The 19566-nt window shown below is 38.9% G+C and carries 18 protein-coding genes; 11 read left to right on the top strand and 7 right to left on the bottom strand.

What is annotated here, in order from left to right; translation table 11 throughout:
* The first annotated feature begins 41 nt into the window (after positions 1-41).
* The 3 genes from Q0948_RS05365 to recJ are packed head-to-tail and all read left to right on the top strand — an operon-like array spanning position 42 to position 3747.
* Positions 42-491 carry an OsmC family protein gene (locus Q0948_RS05365; RefSeq protein ID WP_035326110.1) on the top strand — a complete coding sequence of 150 codons (450 nt, stop codon included), beginning with the start codon at positions 42-44 and terminating at the stop codon, positions 489-491.
* Positions 492-502: 11 nt separating this feature from the next.
* Entirely contained in the window at positions 503-2056 is a 1554-nt protein-coding gene (locus tag Q0948_RS05360) for a hypothetical protein (protein WP_298349598.1), read from the top strand.
* On the top strand, positions 2056-3747 hold the full coding sequence (gene recJ, locus Q0948_RS05355; RefSeq protein WP_298349596.1) for a single-stranded-DNA-specific exonuclease RecJ: 1692 nt from the start codon (positions 2056-2058) through the stop codon (positions 3745-3747). The genes Q0948_RS05360 and recJ overlap by 1 nt, the downstream gene beginning before the upstream one ends.
* Positions 3748-3755: 8 nt before the next feature.
* Here the strand turns inward: recJ and Q0948_RS05350 are convergent, their stop codons facing one another.
* From Q0948_RS05350 to trpS, 4 genes are all read right to left on the bottom strand, one after another.
* Positions 3756-4691, bottom strand: coding sequence for an alpha/beta hydrolase (locus Q0948_RS05350; protein ID WP_298349593.1), 936 nt, complete (start codon positions 4689-4691; stop codon positions 3756-3758).
* Between the two features lie 53 nt (positions 4692-4744).
* On the bottom strand, positions 4745-5506 hold the full coding sequence (locus Q0948_RS05345) for a UDP-2,3-diacylglucosamine diphosphatase (RefSeq protein ID WP_035328878.1): 762 nt from the start codon (positions 5504-5506) through the stop codon (positions 4745-4747).
* A gap of 6 nt (positions 5507-5512) precedes the next feature.
* Complete coding sequence (locus tag Q0948_RS05340; protein ID WP_035326104.1) at positions 5513-5965, bottom strand: 6-carboxytetrahydropterin synthase; 453 nt, start codon at positions 5963-5965, stop codon at positions 5513-5515.
* Between the two features lie 169 nt (positions 5966-6134).
* Entirely contained in the window at positions 6135-7106 is a 972-nt protein-coding gene (gene trpS, locus Q0948_RS05335) for a tryptophan--tRNA ligase (RefSeq protein WP_298349587.1), read from the bottom strand.
* 71 nt (positions 7107-7177) lie between these two features.
* On the opposite strand from trpS, the gene Q0948_RS05330 reads away from it, so the two are divergent.
* Positions 7178-7912 carry a 1-acyl-sn-glycerol-3-phosphate acyltransferase gene (locus Q0948_RS05330; protein WP_298349584.1) on the top strand — a complete coding sequence of 245 codons (735 nt, stop codon included), beginning with the start codon at positions 7178-7180 and terminating at the stop codon, positions 7910-7912.
* Positions 7913-8067: 155 nt separating this feature from the next.
* Here the strand turns inward: Q0948_RS05330 and Q0948_RS05325 are convergent, their stop codons facing one another.
* From Q0948_RS05325 to recA, 3 genes are all read right to left on the bottom strand, one after another.
* A complete protein-coding gene (locus Q0948_RS05325; protein WP_298349581.1) occupies positions 8068-9516 on the bottom strand; it encodes a hypothetical protein in 1449 nt (482 codons plus the stop codon).
* A 2-nt stretch (positions 9517-9518) separates the two neighbouring features.
* Entirely contained in the window at positions 9519-10064 is a 546-nt protein-coding gene (locus tag Q0948_RS05320) for a sigma-70 family RNA polymerase sigma factor (protein WP_298349578.1), read from the bottom strand.
* A gap of 221 nt (positions 10065-10285) precedes the next feature.
* Positions 10286-11293 (bottom strand): recombinase RecA, encoded by a 1008-nt coding sequence (gene recA, locus Q0948_RS05315; protein ID WP_298349576.1) that lies wholly within the window; start codon positions 11291-11293, stop codon positions 10286-10288.
* A 606-nt stretch (positions 11294-11899) separates the two neighbouring features.
* Here recA and Q0948_RS05310 point away from each other — a divergent pair.
* The 7 genes from Q0948_RS05310 to Q0948_RS05280 all read left to right on the top strand — a co-directional run bounded on the left by Q0948_RS05310 (position 11900) and on the right by Q0948_RS05280 (position 19387).
* Positions 11900-12931: a rhodanese-related sulfurtransferase gene (locus tag Q0948_RS05310; protein ID WP_298349574.1), complete on the top strand. Its 1032-nt coding sequence runs from the start codon at positions 11900-11902 to the stop codon at positions 12929-12931.
* Between the two features lie 162 nt (positions 12932-13093).
* Entirely contained in the window at positions 13094-14410 is a 1317-nt protein-coding gene (gene ricT, locus Q0948_RS05305) for a regulatory iron-sulfur-containing complex subunit RicT (RefSeq protein ID WP_035326095.1), read from the top strand.
* Positions 14403-14879 (top strand): gliding motility lipoprotein GldH, encoded by a 477-nt coding sequence (locus Q0948_RS05300; RefSeq protein WP_298349570.1) that lies wholly within the window; start codon positions 14403-14405, stop codon positions 14877-14879. Before ricT ends, Q0948_RS05300 begins: the two co-directional genes overlap by 8 nt.
* An 8-nt stretch (positions 14880-14887) precedes the next feature.
* Positions 14888-17218, top strand: coding sequence for a transglycosylase domain-containing protein (locus Q0948_RS05295; protein ID WP_298349567.1), 2331 nt, complete (start codon positions 14888-14890; stop codon positions 17216-17218).
* 142 nt (positions 17219-17360) lie between these two features.
* Complete coding sequence (locus Q0948_RS05290) at positions 17361-18062, top strand: CoA transferase subunit A (RefSeq protein ID WP_298349565.1); 702 nt, start codon at positions 17361-17363, stop codon at positions 18060-18062.
* A 2-nt stretch (positions 18063-18064) separates the two neighbouring features.
* Positions 18065-18721 (top strand): CoA transferase subunit B, encoded by a 657-nt coding sequence (locus Q0948_RS05285; protein WP_298349563.1) that lies wholly within the window; start codon positions 18065-18067, stop codon positions 18719-18721.
* Between the two features lie 3 nt (positions 18722-18724).
* On the top strand, positions 18725-19387 hold the full coding sequence (locus Q0948_RS05280; protein WP_298349560.1) for a hypothetical protein: 663 nt from the start codon (positions 18725-18727) through the stop codon (positions 19385-19387).
* The last annotated feature ends 179 nt before the right edge of the window (positions 19388-19566 follow it).

The following is a 19566-nucleotide window of genomic DNA, read 5'->3' as shown; positions in this document are numbered from 1 at the left end:
AATTTTGTACCTTCATATTTCAAGCAAAACAAACACATAAAATGGCTGGACATACAGTAACTACAATCTATAAACAAGGAATGCAATTTGAGACAGATAGCCCTACGGGTTATAAAGTACTCATAGATACTTCTCCAGAAAATGGAGGCAATAACGACGGGATGGGTCCTAAGGCAATGATGCTTTCTGGTCTTGCGGGATGTACTGGTCTTGATGTGGTATTTGTACTCAACAAGATGAGGGTAGATGTACCAAAATTTAAAATGGTCGTAAAAGGAGAACTTACAGAGGAGCACCCTAAAACATATCACACCGTATGGCTAGATTATCACTTTTATGGTGATGACTTAAATGAAGAAAAAATCCAAAAAGCAGTAACACTCTCTGAAGAGCAATACTGTGGGGTTATGGAAATGTTTAGAAAATTCTGTAAGCTAGAAATAGCGGTTCACTACCACCCAGAAGCCGCCTTAGAAACTAGCAACTCATAACACAGCAAGTAATGAGAAAATGGTTACTCATACTCTGCACATTACCTGTCATTGCAATTGCCCAAGATTCACAAGCTTTTACACGTGACAAAGAATTTTATGTGCGTGGTAACACAGCTGTAATAGGCAATAATATCTTGAGCAAAAACGCCGAAAAGCCTTTTAATGACTTAGAAAAGGTGAACGATGAGTTTAAGATGAAGTATGTAGACATAGATAACGATGCTAGTACCTGGAGCTCTAGTAGCGCATATCTTAATCTCAAGAAAGATGTTAACATAGTTTATGCTGGTTTGCACTGGTCTGGCACTTATAATGGTGAGCGTAGTGGCAAACGTATGAAAGATGGTAAGGTCTATCATAAAATGCTTGATGAGCGTGCACACGACATACAAGAAGTTGTACTTAAATTACCTAACGGAGCTTATCAACGCGTGCGTGGTTCCCTAGTGTATGATGGAGAAAATGCAACCAATGTTTCTGTAAAATCTAGAGCACCATATGCGTGTGTGGCAGATGTAACAGAACAAATGCAGGCTTTTGTAGATGGGGAGATTACAGTCGCAAATGTAAGTGCCACTCAAGGTGAAATTATAGGAGGAAGCTCTGCTGGATGGTTACTATATGTAGTGTATGAAGACGATAGTGAGCCACTACAATATATCACTACGTTTAATGGACTTGAATTTGTAAATAAAAAAGCCGTAGAAATTGATTTTGGAAATTTTCAATCCTCAGAAAATGGTGAGCTAGAGACAGCTGTAACTATAGGAGCACTGGAGGGTGATGGTAACTTAGGTCGTGATGAGATAAGTATTTTTGACCCACAAACTAAAATATTTGTCACACTAGATAATGAGGTGAGAGCTTCTAGCAACTTCTTTAACAGTACGATTACTATAAACGACAAGCGGTTTACAAAAAGAGTGCCTAGCAGTCTTAATACGTTAGGTTTTGACCTTGCAAAAATTAAAATTCCGACAGCTCAAAATAAGATTATTGCAAACAGCACGGGTGGTGTAAAAATGAGATTTAAAACACGCTCAGATCGTTTCTTTTTATTTTTTACAGCTTTCCAAACCACCATAAGTGAGCGCTATTATAATGAGAAACGTGTAGGCTCGCCTACCGCAGAGACTGCTACCGTTGCTATTGTAAAAGAGCCGAATGTGCCTAAGCCTAAAAAAGTTATTGTAAACCAAAAAGTAGCAATTGCGGTGCCAGATGTTACCGTAAACGAAGAGAAAAAATATGAGCCACCAGCGGTGGTAAATAAAGACCTAGCCGCTTTATTAGAAAAGCCGTCAATTACTATAGAAGGTATAGCGCCGGGGTATTACATTATTACAAACGCATTTTCTAACGCTGCAAATGCAGAACGGTGGATGGAAACGTTGCAACAAAAAGATTTACAGCCACAAATGTTTTACCGCCCAGATAATGAGCTCTTTTATGTATTTACAGAGGCAGGTAAGGATGCGGCCTCTTTGTACGATAAACTTAAAGTGACTAAACAAATACCAGGTTTAGAAAAAACGTGGATGCTTAAAACGAACCTTAATTAATGCGCTGGACTTTAAAACCAAAACCAGAGGCACAAAAAGTAGCAAAACTAGCACAAGAGCTGGGAGTAGAAGCTCCTATTGCAACACTCCTTATACAGCGAGATATTGACACGTTTGAAAAAGCAAAAAACTTTTTTAGACCCTCTCTAGATGCTTTGCACGATCCATTCTTGATGAAAGATATGGATAAAGCTGTGGCACGTATCGAGCAGGCAATAGCTCAAGGCGAAAACATTCTCGTTTTTGGCGATTATGATGTAGATGGTACCACGAGTGTCGCTTTGATGAGTTCTTATCTCGATACCATTCACCCGCAGGTGGCAACCTATATTCCAGATCGCTATGCAGAGGGTTATGGTGTTTCTTATATGGGAATAGACTTTGCGGCAGATAATGATATGACACTGATTATCGCACTAGATTGTGGTGTTAAAGCGATTGAGAAAGTGGCTTATGCAAAAGAAAAAGGAATCGACTTTATTATTTGTGATCACCACAGACCCGGTGATGACCTGCCAGATGCGGTTGCTATTTTAGACCCAAAAAGAGAAGATTGCTCGTATCCTTATGATGAGTTATGCGGGTGTGGTGTAGGTTTTAAACTTATAAGTGCAATTGCGCTTTCGCGAAAGCAAAATTTTGAAGAGCTTCTTCCTTACCTAGATCTTGTTGCCACCGCAATAGGCGCAGATATTGTACCTATCACAGGAGAAAACAGAATACTTGCCTATCACGGACTCAATGTGATAAACCAAGCACCTCGAGCCGGTTTTGAAGCCATTATAAAGCAAGTCAAAAAGCAAACGCTTACCATCACAGATGTTGTTTTTATCATAGGACCACGTATAAATGCTGCGGGAAGAATGGTGCACGGTAACCACGCGGTGACCTTATTACGAGAGACAGACCTAGAGACAGCAACCAAGTTTGCATCAGAGATAGAGCAATATAACTCCGACCGAAAGGAAGCAGATAAGAGTATTACTCAGCAAGCTCTAGATCAAATTATAGAGAATCAAGAGGAAGGAAATAAAACCACCGTTGTTTTTCAAGAAGACTGGCATAAAGGGGTGATAGGGATTGTGGCTTCTAGGCTTATTGAGACATATTACAGACCTACGCTTGTTTTTACAAGAAGCGGTGATAAGTATGCAGCCTCTGCGAGATCTGTAAAAGGTTTTGATGTATATAACGCCCTACACGAGTGTGCAGATCATATAGAGCAGTTTGGTGGACATAAATATGCTGCAGGACTTACTTTGTTACCAGAACAATATGAGGCTTTTAAAGCAAAGTTTGAGGAGGTGGTTGCCGCTAGTTGCGATGAGCGCTTGCTAGTGCCAGAAATTTCTATAGATAGTGAGATAAACCTCGCAGATATTACACCTAAGTTTCACCGTATTATAAAGCAGTTTGCGCCGTTTGGGCCACGTAATATGTCACCTACGTTTATGACTAAAAACTTGACAGATACTGGTTATGGTAAAAAAGTAGGAGCAGATCAAACACATCTTAAAGCGGCTGTTGTTCAAAACAGCAGAGGCTCACAGATAGGGTGTATAGGTTTTAATCTAGGAGGTAAGTATGATTTAATTACAAATAAAAAGCCATTTATGGCAGTCTACGCCATAGATGAAAATGAGTGGAATGGTAATGTAAGTCTCCAGCTTAGACTAAAAGATATTAAGTAAAGCGGTCATTACTCTTTTAAAAAAGCCGAAATAATAGTGACTATCTCCTCTGGTTTTTCTTCTTGAATAAAGTGTTTGGCTTCTAGTAGGTGTATATTTTCTTCTTTTATATTTAGAGAAGATTGTAGTTGGGTTATTTGAGGTTCTATGCGTAAGAAGGTGTCTTCTTTTCCCCAAATCACTGCGGTTGGTATATCCAGACTTTTAGTGAGTGATGTGTAATCTGGTAAGGTGTTGCACGTTTGTGTAAAGAAGTAATACATCCCTCTTGTTTTACCCTCTCGCAATGGTGTTTTATATCCTGCTACGTCTATCTTGTTGAGGTTGTTTTGTAACATTCCAGATTTAAATAAATTTTTGAGCATCACATTTGTGGTGATGCCATTACGGTAACCCCACATAGCCGTGCGAGCCATAAACCCTTCCTTAAATCGTACGGGAGGATCAAAACCTTCTTCATAAATAATGGTATTGAGAAGTATGAGGTTATTGATGCGCTGTGGTTGTTTTTTTAGCAACTCCCACGTCCATAGCCCGCCGGCGTCGTGCATCACGTGAGACCAGGTTGTGATGTTGAGATTATCTAGCAACTCTAGTAATCGCTGTGCGTGATTTTCTTCAGAATAGATGTCGTAGCCTTTTGGGTTGTCACTGCTTCCGTAACCTAGCATATCTGGAATAATCACTCGGTAGCCTGCATCTACAAGTGGGTCTATCATTTTTCGATAAAGCCATCCAGACGTAGGTACGCCGTGTAAGAGTACAATCACTTTATCGCTTTTACCCTTATCTATATAAGCGATAGCGCCATCACTAGTGTTGAAAGTTTTCTGATTTTGGCGAAAGCCGTCATACGTTATTTGCCCTTTGCGAGCAGTAGTAGATTGGTATGGTTTGCAAGAAAAAAGTGCAATAGCACAGAGAGTAAGAACTAGAAATCGCATCAAAAAGTTTTTCTAAAGATAGCGAAGTCTACTATGAAATCGATTTTGAGGCTTTATTTCTTGAGAAACTCCTCGAGTTTAAAGCCATTCTCATCATACACTCCATAGGTGTAGTGCGCAATCCAGTCACCTATATTGTAATAGGTGCTGTTTTCTCCCACCTGTATGGTCATAGGTAAATGACGGTGCCCAAAAACAAAATAATCATAGTGAGCAGTCTCAAGTTTGCGCTTTGCATAAGCTGCAAGCCACTCATTTTCTTCTCCAAGAAATACGTGATCATCATCACCAGAGATGAGCTTGTTTTTTACAGACATATACTGAGCAATTTTCATCCCAATATCTGGATGTCCCCAGCGAAATAACCACTGAAAAAACTTACCACGGAAGACTTTCTTCATACGCTTATATCCATTATCTCCAGGGCCTAAGCCGTCTCCGTGACCTAAAAAGAACTTCTTATCATCTATAGTAAACACTTTAGGGTCGTGATATACGGGAATGCCCAGCTCTTCTTCAAAATAGCCGTTCATCCATAGGTCGTGATTCCCTACAAAAAAATAAATCTCGATGCCCTCATCACGCATCTCGGCAAGTTTGCCTAGTGTGCGCACAAAACCTTTAGGCACTACCGTTTTATACTCAAACCAAAAGTCAAAAAGATCCCCCATTAAGAAAATAGCCTGTGCATCCTTACGAGCCATCTCTAGCCACTGCAAGAATATGCGCTCTCGCGGTCTACTTTCCTCCATAGTGGGAGCACCCAAGTGGTTATCACTTGAGAAGTATATTTTCTTTCCTTTTGGGAGGTTAATAGTCATCTAGAGTTGATCTGCCGCGTGCCACTCTGCATAGCTTGTTGCTGTTTCAGAAAGGCGTAGTGAGTGTAATTTTATTGTATCTGGTAAAAATGATTGAATCTTTGCAGCAAAGTCTATCACCATCATCTCACTCGTAGGCTGGTAATCTACAAGTAGTACATCGTGACCACGATCAGATAGTTCTTTTGCAAGCTCTACGTGCGGTGTGTTTTTATTAAAAACGGTAGCGTGATCAAAAACGTTTACAATCTCTCTATTTACAATTTTCTTTAAGTCACCAAAATCGATAACCATTCCCAGCTTTGCGTTGCCCATATCTGTAATAGGTTCTCCTATTACGGTAACGCTAAGTTTGTAACTGTGCCCGTGTACATTCTTACACTTGCCATCATAGCCATAAAGCGCGTGACCTGTCTCAAAGGTAAACTGTTTTGTAATTCTAATTTTTGACATACTGTATTATTGGTTTTCGCTTTCGCGAAAATTGAAACCTATACGACTTAACGTCTGTTTCTAAATTTGTTGTACAAAACTACGATAATCAATACAAGTCCCAAGATGAGGAACAAACCGTTACCGCTTAAAAAGCTCATAATGTCCATACTATTTCTATTTTAGTTTATTAATACCCAACTACTTTACGCACACGATCAATCACTCCATTTGCAACCTTGGTCGCTTTTTCTGCTCCTACTTTTAATGCAGCATCTATCTCGTTGAGGTTATCCATATAGTACGCATACTTCTCGCGTTGTGCAGCATACTTCTCGATAATTACCTCATAAACAGCTTGCTTTGCGTGACCGTAGCCAAAATCTGTACGTTTATAATTTTCGCGTAAGCGGTCTACTTGTTCTGGAGTTGCTAGTAATTTATAAAGGTTAAATACATTACAGCCCTCTGTTTCCATAGGTTCCTCCATAGGAGTGCTGTCTGTTTTTATCCCCATAATTTGCTTACGTAGCTTCTTGTCTGGTAAAAAGATATCTATGATATTACCTTTAGACTTAGACATCTTTGCGCCGTCTGTACCTGGTATATACATTGTCTCCTCATTGTGGCTTGCTTCTGGTAGTACAAAAACTTCTGTTTTTGTAGCTGCGTGAAAACGGCTTGCCACGTCGCGCGTCATCTCAATATGCTGCGCTTGATCTTTACCCACGGGTACAACCTCTGCATCATACAGCAAGATATCTGCCGCCATAAGCATAGGATAGGTAAATAAACCTGCGTTTACATCTTCTAGACGGTCTGCTTTATCCTTAAAACTGTGAGCAAGTGTAAGTCGCTGGTACGGGAAGAAACAGCTCAAATACCAAGTAAGCTCTGCCGTTTGTGGTACGTCACTCTGTCTGTAAAAAACCGTTTTATTAATGTCAAGACCAAAGGCCAGCCACGTAGCTGCTGTACTGTAGGTGTTGTGACGTAGCTGTGCTCCATCTTTTATTTGCGTGAGCGAGTGCATATCTGCAATAAAGAGAAAAGACTCATTTGCAGGGTTATTTGCCATCTCAATCGCTGGTATAATAGCTCCTAGTAAATTTCCTAAGTGTGGTGTGCCTGTACTTTGCACTCCGGTAAGTATTCTTGACATAAAATTTAAGTAAAAAGCAAAGTTAACTTTTTCTGTTCATTGCATAGGCTGAATTACCTATTTTTGGAAGAATGCACATATTAAGAAAAATAGCGGTCGCACTTTGGAAAGTATGGTTTTACTTTTTAATGCTTGTGGTCATTCTCATATTATCTCCATTACTTATTGTAAGTATCCTTAAGGAGACTTGGTATGGTATGTTTTTTAGACTTGCTCAAATATGGGCACGTACAATTATGCTGCTTATGGGATTATTTCCAAAAGTGACTCGTGAAGAAAAGTTTGTGCGTGGCAAAGGATATATGCTCGTGAGTAACCACACCTCTATGATGGATATCTTGCTTATGTTGCACCTTGCAAAAAGTCCTTTTGTGTTTGTGGGGAAAGCAGAGCTTGCAAAGCTCCCGCTTTTTGGGTTTTTCTATAAACGTACCTGTATTCTTGTAGATAGAGGTAACGCGCGTAGCCGCAAGCAGGTTTTTGATCAAGCACAGCGCAGGCTCAGTCAGGGGTTTAGTATCTGTATTTTTCCAGAAGGTGGCGTGCCAGATGATACTTCAATCGTGCTAGACACTTTTAAGGATGGTGCTTTTAGACTTGCTATAGATCATAAGTTGCCTATTGTTCCTATGACGTTTTATGACAATAAGAAGAGATTTCCTTATTCATTCTTTGAAGGTGAGCCTGGTGTGATGCGTGCAAAAGTACATTCATTTATACCTACAGAAGGAATGACTCAAGACGATAAAAAGCCGCTTAGGGAGCAAACAAGAGCTATAATTTTAGAAGAATTAAAAGGGGATTAAGTACGCTTTCGCGAAAGCGTAATAACCACCATAAAAAATAAAAGGCTCCGTAACCAGCGGAGCCTTTTTTGTTACCACTGCAAGCGCAATGATTACCTAACCAACTAAAAAACTAACCTAATACCAAGTAAACTACACTTGGCATAGCTTCTTTACTAGAACTTATAACTTACACCTGTATACACACCTATGTAATACGGCTGAAAGTCTACCACTGTATTATCAAAACTGTTGAGTTGATATTTAAGTGATGGTTCTATATTAAATATGACCTTATCTGTCATTTTATAATCTAATCCTATTCCAATATTTGTGGTAAAGCTCACGTCATTTACTCCGCTTGCTGTACCTAGGTTGGTACTTAGTTCATTAGACTTAAGTATAACCTCGTTATCACTTAGAAATAATGTGCTTACTCCTCCCACTAGTGATACTCCCACGCGCTTATCTGTAATAACATAGATTGCCTCTAGAGGTACTTCTAGATAGCTAAGTTGTTGTTGCAGCGATCCATTTGCAGTGACCCCTATATTTGGTATAGCGCCGTCTGTATTAAAATTATTTTGAGCTGTACTGTTATCTGCAATAGCAATTGTCTTTGCGTTATCAGAATAATTAACACCTCTTAATGTACGCCCCAGGCTGTTAGTAGAAAATGAAATCTCGTTAGTATTATAACTTAAATCTACGTTATTTACACCGGTGCGTATTTTTAATTTAGGACTTATGGCATAACTTACTTGAACTCCATAACTCAGGTTTACATCGCCAGACTTATCATTATCTGCAAATTGCTTATCGAGTCCAGACCCTCCAAAATCTCCGTAATATACAGGTGCTGCTACAGCGCCTACATCCCATCTAGAGCTATTTGTGTTTTCTTCTTCTAGCGCAACTGTGTTTTCTTCTTTGTTAAGTTCAATTTGTTTTGCTTCTTCTACGAGGTCTTTCTCTTTTATGGCAACTGTCTCATTTGCTGCGATAGTAGTAGGGTTATCTTCTTTTCCTATTGTTGTTTTTTGATCTTTTGTTACTTGATTTGTGGTAGTTGCCTTCTTTTCTGTAGAAGATGTAGTCGTATTATTTACATCGCTGTACGCAATAAGTTCTTGTGACTTGTTTGTTTTTTGTAATTGTCTATTAGTTCTGAAATTATTTGCAGTTGCCTTACTCTCTTCTGAGTTACTAGTTTTAGTAAGGTTTGTTAAGTTGCCTTTCTCTTCAGGATTTGTAATAGACGAGTTAATCTCATCTACAGGCAGATTATTACTTAAAATAGTTGTTTGATCTGATGCCTGTTGTTCTTTACTATCTGAAGAGGCTTTAACTATAGATTGATTTGTGCCAGACTCTGTTGTGATGGTATTTTGGTTTACAATAGGTGTTACCTCGTTAGTGCTAGAAGGAACAAACAAGGTCCCAAGTCCAAAAAGTAACAAAAGTCCTGCGGCAATACCACCTACCTTCCACCATAGTGGTATGATAGTACGATTATCTTTCTTTTGATTTTGGGCAATACCAGCCCACACACGATCACTAGGGTGTGCTTCAAAGTTTTTAAACTTTTCTTGAAAAAGTCTGTCTATGTTCTTCTTCTCCTTCATTATTATAGGTGAGATTTGCTCTGCAAGCTATGCTGGCTCGTCTCAATTTTTTCTTTTAATATCATTCTAGCACGCGCAAGGTTTGACTTTGAGGTGCCTTGAGAAATAGTAAGCAATTCTGATATTTCTCTATGTGAGTAGCCATCCATTACATAAAGGTTAAAAACCATTCTATAACGATCTGGCAACTCTTGTATAATACTAAGTAAGTAATCTAGCGGGATAGCATCTTCTTCTACCTCGACTTCTACTTCTTTTATATTTTCTTCATTTACAAGGCTATAAACTCCTGGTTTACGGTACCGTTGTAACGCAGTATTGATAGCGACTCTTTTTAACCAACCCTCAAAAGAACCTTTATTTTTATACTGGGTAATCTTATCAAATATGATTATAAACGCATCTTGCAGAATGTCTTCCGCTTCGGCGTAATTAGGAGCATATTTGAGACAAACAGAAAAAAGTACACTCGCATATCGCTTGTATAAATCGGCCTGTGCCTTAGGTTGCTTCTTCTTACAGTTTTTTATGAGTTGGTCTTGACTCAACTGTTGTTGGTTTTGTTTATGTTCTCATTAAATATAAGAACAGATATCTTTTTAAAGGGTTCTTTCTTCCACTTTGTGATATCGTATAATCACGTCTCTTCGTATAACAGGGGTTTTTTATTCTAGTTTGCACTAAGTAGATGCAAAATGTCTATAAAGGTTGCGTAGTAACAAAAAAAACCTCCTGAGCAGGAGGTTTTTAAATAAAACATATTGAGTTTTTACTCGTTGCTCACCTTTATGGCAGCGTGTATTTTTGTCTCTAGTTCTTCCATAAGGTCTGGATTATCTAGTAGTAATGCTTTTACAGCATCTCTACCTTGTCCTAGCTTAGTATCTTGATAGCTAAACCAAGAACCGGCTTTTTTGATAATCTCATAGTTAACACCTATATCTATAATCTCTCCTACTTTAGAAACTCCTTCTCCATACATAATGTCAAACTCTGCCATACGGAAAGGTGGCGCTACTTTATTTTTAACAATCTTAACACGAGTTTTATTACCCATTACGTTTGCATTGCTATCCTTTATTTGCGTAGAACGACGTATGTCTAAACGTACAGAAGCATAAAACTTAAGAGCATTACCACCCGTAGTAGTTTCTGGGTTTCCAAACATTACCCCAATCTTCTCACGAAGTTGGTTAATAAAAATCACTGTACAGTTAGTTTTGCTTATAGATCCCGTGAGTTTACGAAGTGCTTGTGACATTAATCGAGCGTGAAGTCCCATTTTTGAGTCTCCCATCTCGCCTTCTATCTCACTTTTAGGTGTAAGTGCGGCTACAGAGTCAATTACTACGATATCAATAGCGCCTGAGCGTATCAAGTTATCTGCTATCTCAAGAGCTTGCTCTCCGTTATCTGGTTGCGATATAATAAGGTTATCTATATCTACATTGAGCTTTTCTGCATAAAAACGATCAAAAGCGTGCTCTGCATCAATAAATGCTGCAATACCTCCAGCTTTTTGTGCCTCTGCTATAGCGTGTAGTGTTAAGGTGGTTTTACCAGAAGATTCTGGTCCATAAATTTCTATAACACGACCGCGAGGATATCCTCCTACACCAAGTGCTACATCAAGACCTAAAGATCCAGTAGGTATAGACTCTACATCTACTATGGCTTGATCGCCCATTTTCATTACGGCACCCTTACCATACGTTTTGTCTAGTTTATCAAGGGTAAGCTTTAAGGCTTTTAATTTTGCATCTTTTTCGCTGCTCATATCTTCTTTTTTGTCTTGTAAAAATAACTTTTAATAGAGGCTTAAGCAAGGTTCGCTTTCGCGAAAGCGTAATACTTTTTAACATCATTTCTAAGTGTATAATTACTCAGAATTATAGCGCCCAATATTAAATTGATATGGCGAAGATACTAAAATTTGGAATCTTTACTAATTTATAAAGGAATTATTCCTAATGACACGGTATGACTACTATTATAGAAGCAATAATCATTTTAAAGGATCAATTAAGGTGTTTGTTACCAGACAACTGTGATAAAATATATGTCACAACGCAACCATTTGGAATTCTTACGTCTTTACTATGAAGTAGTATTGTAAGTTGAATTATTAACCCTTAATAAAACAATAATTCCCTTAACATATGTCCGTTTTTAAAATGATGCACGAACGTATGAAAAGGAAGGCCCAAAGCGAGATAGTGATATAAAATAGTACTTATGAGAATTATTAATAAGTAAAAATCTGAATTAGCCACAATTCACAAAAAATGCCTTTATATCGATGTAGAGGCATTTTTTGTGCCTTGAGATTAGAAAATGTACCTTTGCCGGAATTATTTTTCTTTTAACTTAAACAAAGTATAGTATGCACCTGTACAATAAACTAAGCGCAAAAGAGAGAGCAGAGCTTATAGAACAAGCCGGGGAAGAACGTCTTACACTCTCTTTTTATCAGTACCATAAAATTGGTAATCCAGAACTTTTTAGAAATCACCTTTTCATTGCCTGGGACGCGATGGAGGCTTTAGGTAGAATATACGTCGCTCACGAAGGGATTAATGCCCAGATGTCTGTGCCGGCAAAGCGATTTACAGAGTTTAAGGAACACCTAGATGGTATAAACTTCTTAGAAAATGTACGCCTTAATATAGCTAGAGAGCAGGACAATAAATCTTTTTTAAAGCTCAAGGTAAAGGTGCGTCACAAGATTGTGGCAGATGGTCTAGAAGATGAAAGTTTTGATGTGACTAATAAAGGTGTGCACGTAAATGCATCTACCTTTAATGAGCTCATAGAAGATGATAATACGGTGCTTGTAGATATGCGCAATCACTATGAGAGTGAGATAGGTCACTTTAAAAATGCAGTCACTCCAGATGTAGATACCTTTAGAGATAGTCTTGATATTATAGAAGAAGACCTCAAAGACCACAAAGAAGATAAAAAGCTAGTAATGTATTGTACCGGTGGGATACGATGCGAGAAGGCTAGTGCTTATTTTAAACATAAAGGTTTTAAAAACGTGTTTCAGCTTGAGGGAGGTATTATAGAATATGCTCGCCAGGTAGAGGCAGAGAAGCTTGATAATAAATTTAAGGGTAAGAACTTTGTTTTTGACCATCGTCGCGGGGAGCGCATCTCTGACGATGTGATTTCTAACTGTCACCAGTGCGGAGACCCTTGTGATGAGCACGTAAACTGTGCAAATGAGGCTTGCCACCTTCTATTTATACAATGTGAAGAGTGTGCAAAAGCAAACCAAAATTGCTGCTCTACAGAGTGTGCAGAGATAAACGCACTACCATACGAAGAGCAAAAGAAATTACGTTCTGGTAAAGGAAATAGTAATAAGATATTTAAGAAAGGAAGATCTGAGAAGCTAGCTTTTAAGAAGTAAGACTGTAGAAGTAGAACTTACAATTTTCTGTTTGGCAAAGGCGCTTGAGATTACCTATCTTTATCCATAGTTCAGTTTTGAACAAAAAAATAACGTGTTTACACTACTGTTGCAGTCGCAGTGATTGATATAGAGTGATAAACCTTCTAAATATAAAATAATATGGCGTGTGGCAATTGTGGCACAGGTGCAGACGGATCTCCTAAAGGTTGTAAAAACAACGGAACCTGCGGGACAGATGGATGTAATAAACTTACGGTGTTTGACTGGCTTTCTAATATGTCTCTTCCAGAGGGACAAGAAGCTTTTAACTATGTAGAAGTACGGTTTAAAAACGGACGTAAGAACTACTATAAAAATGATGACAAAATCACCCTGAGTATAGGTGATATTGTAGCGACACAGGCAGAGTCTGGTCACGATATAGGGATGGTAACCCTTACCGGAGAACTTGTGCGCGTGCAAATGAAACGCAAGAAAATAAAACAAGACACACCAGACACTCTTAAAATTTACCGTAAAGCATCACAGCGTGATATAGATATCTGGACTACTGCTCGTGAGAAGGAAGAACCTATGAAGGTACGTGCGAGACAGATCGCAATACGCCTACAACTACAGATGAAAATCTCAGACATAGAGTTTCAAGGAGATGCCTCAAAAGCTACTTTTTACTACACGGCAGAAGATCGTGTAGACTTTAGACAGCTCATAAAAGAATTTGCACAAGAGTTCCGTACTCGTATAGAGATGCGCCAGATAGGTTTACGCCAGGAGGCAGCTCGTCTGGGAGGCATAGGGTCTTGTGGTCGTGAGTTATGTTGCTCTACGTGGTTAACAGATTTTAGATCTGTAACAACCAGTGCAGCGAGATACCAGCAACTATCACTTAACCCTCAAAAACTTGCAGGGCAATGTGGTAAATTAAAGTGCTGTCTCAATTATGAGCTTGATGCTTATATGGATGCCTTAAAGAGTTTTCCAAAAACAGAAACAAAACTTTATACTAAGAAGGGTACAGCAGTATGCCAGAAGATAGACATCTTTCAGGGTAGATTATGGTATGCTTATGAAGGCGAGTGGATGAACTGGCACGAGCTCACCACAGATCACGCAAATGAGATTATCACTGCAAATAGAAAAAAAGAACCTGTTGCAAGTCTAGAAGAATTTGCATCAGAGCTTATTGTAGAGACTACTGTAGATTTTGGCAACGTGGTAGGGCAAGACAGTCTCACCCGTTTTGATAAGCCAAAAACAACAAACAAGCGCCGCAACAATCGCAAGAAAAAGCGTAGCAATAGTGATAATAAACCACAAGCAAAGCGCTCACAACCTAAAGGTCCTAAAAAACCTAAGCAAGGCGGCCAGAAGGGTAAAACCACTCAAAAACCTCAAAAAGAAGGACAAAAACAAGGTGGCACAAAACCAAATAACAGAAATAAAAAGCGCCCTCATAAACCAAAACCTAATGCGTAACGTATTACTAGGTATACTCATCATACTTTGTTCCTCTTGCGATTCAAAGCAGGAGTACCATAGTTACATTTCGCTAGGTGACTCTTGGAAGATAGACGAGCCTGTTGTGCTAGAAGTTACAGAGCTAGATAGTATGCAGGTATACGATACATTTATCACTGTGCGCAACAATAATGAATACCCGTACAGCAACCTGTTTTTAATAACAGAAATGCAGTTTCCGCGTGGTAGAACCATTACAGATACACTAGAGTATGAGATGGCAAACCCAGATGGCACCTGGATGGGAGACGGTTTTGGAGATATAAAAGAAAGTAAATTAATATATAGAGAAGGAGTACGCTTTCGCGAAAGCGGAACCTACACCTTTACCATAAAACACGCAGTAAGAAAAAACGGTAATATAGATGGAGATTCAAATCTTGAAGGACTTACCGAAGTAGGCTTACGCATAGAAAAACAAGAATAAAAACACCTATGGCAACAAAAAAAGCTCCAAAAAAAACTGCCGAGAGTAGTGGAGATTACAGTAAATACATTTCTTGGTTCTGGAGACTATTTGTAGGAGGTTTAGCACTAGTGATACTGGTGTTCTTACTTGCTAGCTGGAACGCCTTTGGAGAGCTTCCTACTTTTGAAGAGTTAGAAAACCCTGAGAGTAACCTTGCTACAAAAATCATCTCTGTAGATGGAAAGCAGTTAGGAACTTACTATAATGAAAATAGAACACCTATCAAGTATGAGCAACTACCACAAAACCTAGTAGATGCTCTCGTTGCTACAGAAGATGAGCGTTATTATGATCACTCTGGTATAGACTTTAGAGGGACTACAAGAGCCTTTGCTTATTTAGGTCAAAAGGGTGGAGCAAGTACAGTCACACAGCAGCTTGCAAAGCTTTTATTTACAGGTCAAGCGGCTAGAGGATGGAAGCGTTATGCTCAAAAAATCAAGGAGTATGTTATCGCAACTCGTCTTGAGAGACAGTATACAAAGCAAGAAATTATTGCAATGTATCTCAATAAACAAGACTTCTTGTTTAATGCCATAGGGGTAAGCTCTGCCGCACGTATTTATTTTAATAAGGATGTAGAAGAGCTTGAGCTACACGAGAGTGCAGTAATTGTTGCGATGCTTAAAAACCCTCGTCAGTACAACCCTTATCGTAAAATTTCTAGAGAAAAATCTCTAGGAAGACGTAATCAGGTATTCAAGCAGATGGAGAAAAACGGTATGATCACCACTGCCGAAAAAGACTCCCTGCAAGCGCTACCTATGGAGGTGAAGTTTACACCAGAAGGCCACGCAGATGGTATTGCTACCTACTTTAGAGAAAACCTAAAGAAGTTTATGGCCTCTTGGATAAAAGAAAACCCAAAGGGTGAGGATTTAGAAGGTAATCTTACTTATTACAATATTTATAGAGATGGTCTTACCATTACCACTACCATAGACTCGCGTATGCAAAAAATTGCAGAGGATGCTGTTGCAGCCCATATGCCTAGATTGCAAAAAGAGTTTGATAGACAAAACGAAAAAAATAAAACGGCGCCTTTTAGAGATATAGAAGAAGAGGATGTAGACAGAATTTTTAACAACGCTATAAAAAGTTCTTCTAGATGGCGTAAAATGAAAGCCCAAGGAAAGTCTGAAGATGCAATAAGAAAGTCTTTTGATATAAAGACAGATATGACCATCTTCTCTTGGGGAGGGGAGATAGATACAGTAATGACTCCTCGTGACTCTATACGTTATTACAAAAAGTTTTTACGTACCGGTATGATGTCTATGGTGCCACAAACCGGTGAAGTACGTGCCTGGGTAGGAGGTAATAATATGACACACTTTCAGTACGATCACGTACAGTTAGGAAAGAGACAAGTGGGATCTACCTTTAAGCCATTTTTATATGCCACCGCGGTAGACCAACTCAAAATCTCTCCTTGTGATACCTTGCCTAATACTATTTATTGTATTGCGGCAGGAAGTCACGGTAATACTAAAGACTGGTGTCCAGAAAACTCTGGAGGCGAGATGGGTGGAATGATCACAATGAAAAAAGCACTTGCTGAATCTGTAAACACAGTATCTGCTAGACTAATGGATAAAGTAGGCCCAGAGCCAGTAATTGACTTAGTAAGCAAGCTAGGGGTAGACACTAGTAAAATTCCTGCGGTACCATCTATTGCTTTAGGAACTGCAGATTTAAGTCTTTATGAGATGGTCTCTGCATACGGGGCTTTTGCAAATCAAGGGGTATATGTAAAACCACAAATAGTAAGTACTATACAAGATAAAAACGGGACTATTCTTTACCAGCACGTGCCAGAAACACGTGATGTACTAAGTGCAGAGTCTGCTTATGTAACTTTACAGATGATGGAGGGAGTAACCCGATCTGGTTCTGGATCAAGATTACGTCATACTTGGAGAGGCAAAGACCCTGTGTATAGAAAAGCAGTAACAGGGTATCCTTATGGATTTACAAACGCAATTGCTGGTAAAACGGGTACAACTCAAAACCAAAGTGATGGATGGTTTATGGGTATTGTCCCAAACCTGGTTACCGGTGTGTGGGTAGGAGGAGATGATCGTGCGGTGCACTTCCCAGGCATTAATTATGGTCAGGGAGCTACAATGGCACTACCTATCTGGGGTATGTATATGAAAGACGTTTATGAAAACAAGGATTTAAAAATCTCAAAAAGTGAGTTTGATAAGCCTAAAGATCTTTCTATTACCATAGATTGTGATAATTATAAAAGTGAAGGCGTAAACGATGAGCTTCCAGATGAGCTAGATTTTTAATAAACGTAGTATCAATAAAGTTTCAAAAGAGTGTGGTAGTCTATCACACTCTTTTTTTATACCTATCAATATGATAAGTACGCTTTCGCGAAAGCGTAATCAATTACAAAATCCGTATTTTTAATCATTCAAAACCAAGAATATGATAACAAAAAAAGTTGCCGGAGTAGATGCGGCTCTTGAAGGTGTAACCAGCGGTATGACGATGATGCTAGGAGGGTTTGGCCTGAGTGGTATTCCAGAAAACGCTATTGCAAAGCTAGTAGAACTTAATATAGATAATCTCACCTGTATATCTAATAATGCGGGAGTAGATGATTTTGGCCTAGGATTGTTATTGCAGAAGAAGCAGGTTAAAAAAATGATCTCTAGCTACGTGGGAGAAAACGCCGAGTTTGAACGCCAGATGCTTAGCGGTGAGCTTGATGTAGAGTTAATACCTCAAGGTACACTTGCAGAGCGCTGTAGAGCGGCTCAAGCAGGTTTTCCAGCAATATATACACCAGCGGGTTACGGTACAGAAGTAGCAGAGGGTAAAGAGACAAGAGAGTTTGATGGGAAGATGTATGTGCTAGAGCACGCATTTAAGGCAGACTTTGCTTTTGTAAAAGCTTGGAAAGGTGATGCAGCGGGTAATCTTATTTTTAAAGGAACGGCACGTAATTTTAACCCTAATATGTGTGGAGCAGCAACCATCACTGTGGCCGAAGTTGAAGAACTTGTACCCGTAGGTGAGCTAGACCCTAACCAGATACATATACCAGGTATTTTTGTACAGCGCATCTTTAAAGGAGAGACGTACGAGAAGAGAATAGAGCAACGCACGGTAAGAACAAGAGATTAATTATGGCATTAGATAAAAATCAAATCGCACAGCGCATCGCAAAAGAGGTGCAAAATGGATACTACGTAAACCTGGGTATAGGTATACCTACACTAGTTGCAAACTATGTACGCGATGATATAGAAGTAGAGTTTCAAAGTGAGAACGGAGTGTTAGGTATGGGGCCTTTTCCTTATGATGGAGAAGAGGATGCAGATATTATAAATGCCGGAAAACAAACCATCACAACACTGCCTGGCGCTAGCTTTTTTGACAGTGCTACCAGTTTTAGTATGATACGTGGTAAGCACGTAGATTTAACCATACTAGGAGCAATGGAAGTTGCCGAAAATGGTGACATAGCAAACTGGAAGATACCAGGTAAAATGGTAAAGGGTATGGGAGGTGCTATGGATCTTGTAGCAAGTGCAGAAAATATTATCGTGGCAATGATGCATACCAACAGAGCAGGGGCTTCTAAACTTCTTAAAAAATGTAGCTTACCACTCACGGGCGTAGGTTGTGTAAAGAAGATAGTAAGTAACCTTGCGGTACTAGAGGTGACACCAGATGGGTTTAAATTATTAGAACGTGCACCTGGAGTTTCTGTAGAAGAGATACAGGCGGCCACAGAGGGCACATTACTTGTGGAGGGAGATATACCAGAGATGCAATTCTAAGGTATGATTATCTATGATTTACATAATACACCACACGTTTATACATATGTAGACGGGAGAGACTATGAGCAACTAGGTGATCGTTTTTTGAGTAATACCTTTATGGCATTAGATTATTTATATAGAACTAATGCTCTTACGATTACATATATAGACGAGGGAGAAAAGAAAACGCTAGATATCATAGATGTATTAGTAGCAGATGTGGTAAATGGCATTAATATCGTGTACTCAGAGCGCAAGAACTATTACAGGCCGTCTACAAATACGGTGGGGTTTTATGACACACACGGTATTGTTTTTAGAAAGAATCATCGTAAGCGATGGTTTTCAAAAAATAAGGGGTACAATTCTCCTATGGCAGTACTCGCTCACGAGTTAATACACTGTTATAATGAGCTGTTTGAAACAGAAGATTATAAAGCTAGAAAATTAAACCATACTTCGCGTAAAAAGAAAATAGATAGCGCCGGTAATGATATTTCTTATCCTAATAAAGAGGAGGAATTTGTAATACGTATGACAAACCAAGTTGCCAAAAGACTTGGAGAAGATAAAAGGTCTAATTATGGGCGTAGTTATTACGAAGTAGAAGAAGTTATCCACCCTAGAAAGAAAGGAAAACGGAAAAACGGAAGAATCTCACAAATATTTAACCACTCTTAGAGTGGTTTTTTTATGAAAATGCACCTGCATTAATTTTAAACATTGAGATAAAATATCGACTAAAAACTAAATTATTCGATGAAATACACAAAATATTAACATTTGACGCTTATTTCTACACTTTTGGTCGTTGTCTATTTATAATATTATCTTACATTTACATTCCCAAATCAAGTAAT

The sequence above is a fragment of the uncultured Dokdonia sp. genome (assembly GCF_947496725.1).
GTDB lineage: Bacteria > Bacteroidota > Bacteroidia > Flavobacteriales > Flavobacteriaceae > Dokdonia.
Note: the sequence above shows the minus strand (reverse complement) of the source record. Positions and strands in the feature narration are given on the sequence as shown.

Coding starts and splice junctions, on each gene's coding strand:
- Q0948_RS05365 (WP_035326110.1), top strand. CDS start 42: ATGGCTGGACATACAGTAACTACAATCTATAAACAAGGAATGCAATTT.
- Q0948_RS05360 (WP_298349598.1), top strand. CDS start 503: ATGAGAAAATGGTTACTCATACTCTGCACATTACCTGTCATTGCAATT.
- recJ (WP_298349596.1), top strand. CDS start 2,056: ATGCGCTGGACTTTAAAACCAAAACCAGAGGCACAAAAAGTAGCAAAA.
- Q0948_RS05350 (WP_298349593.1), bottom strand. CDS start 4,691: ATGCGATTTCTAGTTCTTACTCTCTGTGCTATTGCACTTTTTTCTTGC.
- Q0948_RS05340 (WP_035326104.1), bottom strand. CDS start 5,965: ATGTCAAAAATTAGAATTACAAAACAGTTTACCTTTGAGACAGGTCAC.
- trpS (WP_298349587.1), bottom strand. CDS start 7,106: ATGTCAAGAATACTTACCGGAGTGCAAAGTACAGGCACACCACACTTA.
- Q0948_RS05330 (WP_298349584.1), top strand. CDS start 7,178: ATGCACATATTAAGAAAAATAGCGGTCGCACTTTGGAAAGTATGGTTT.
- Q0948_RS05325 (WP_298349581.1), bottom strand. CDS start 9,516: ATGAAGGAGAAGAAGAACATAGACAGACTTTTTCAAGAAAAGTTTAAA.
- recA (WP_298349576.1), bottom strand. CDS start 11,293: ATGAGCAGCGAAAAAGATGCAAAATTAAAAGCCTTAAAGCTTACCCTT.
- Q0948_RS05310 (WP_298349574.1), top strand. CDS start 11,900: ATGCACCTGTACAATAAACTAAGCGCAAAAGAGAGAGCAGAGCTTATA.
- ricT (WP_035326095.1), top strand. CDS start 13,094: ATGGCGTGTGGCAATTGTGGCACAGGTGCAGACGGATCTCCTAAAGGT.
- Q0948_RS05300 (WP_298349570.1), top strand. CDS start 14,403: ATGCGTAACGTATTACTAGGTATACTCATCATACTTTGTTCCTCTTGC.
- Q0948_RS05295 (WP_298349567.1), top strand. CDS start 14,888: ATGGCAACAAAAAAAGCTCCAAAAAAAACTGCCGAGAGTAGTGGAGAT.
- Q0948_RS05290 (WP_298349565.1), top strand. CDS start 17,361: ATGATAACAAAAAAAGTTGCCGGAGTAGATGCGGCTCTTGAAGGTGTA.
- Q0948_RS05285 (WP_298349563.1), top strand. CDS start 18,065: ATGGCATTAGATAAAAATCAAATCGCACAGCGCATCGCAAAAGAGGTG.
- Q0948_RS05280 (WP_298349560.1), top strand. CDS start 18,725: ATGATTATCTATGATTTACATAATACACCACACGTTTATACATATGTA.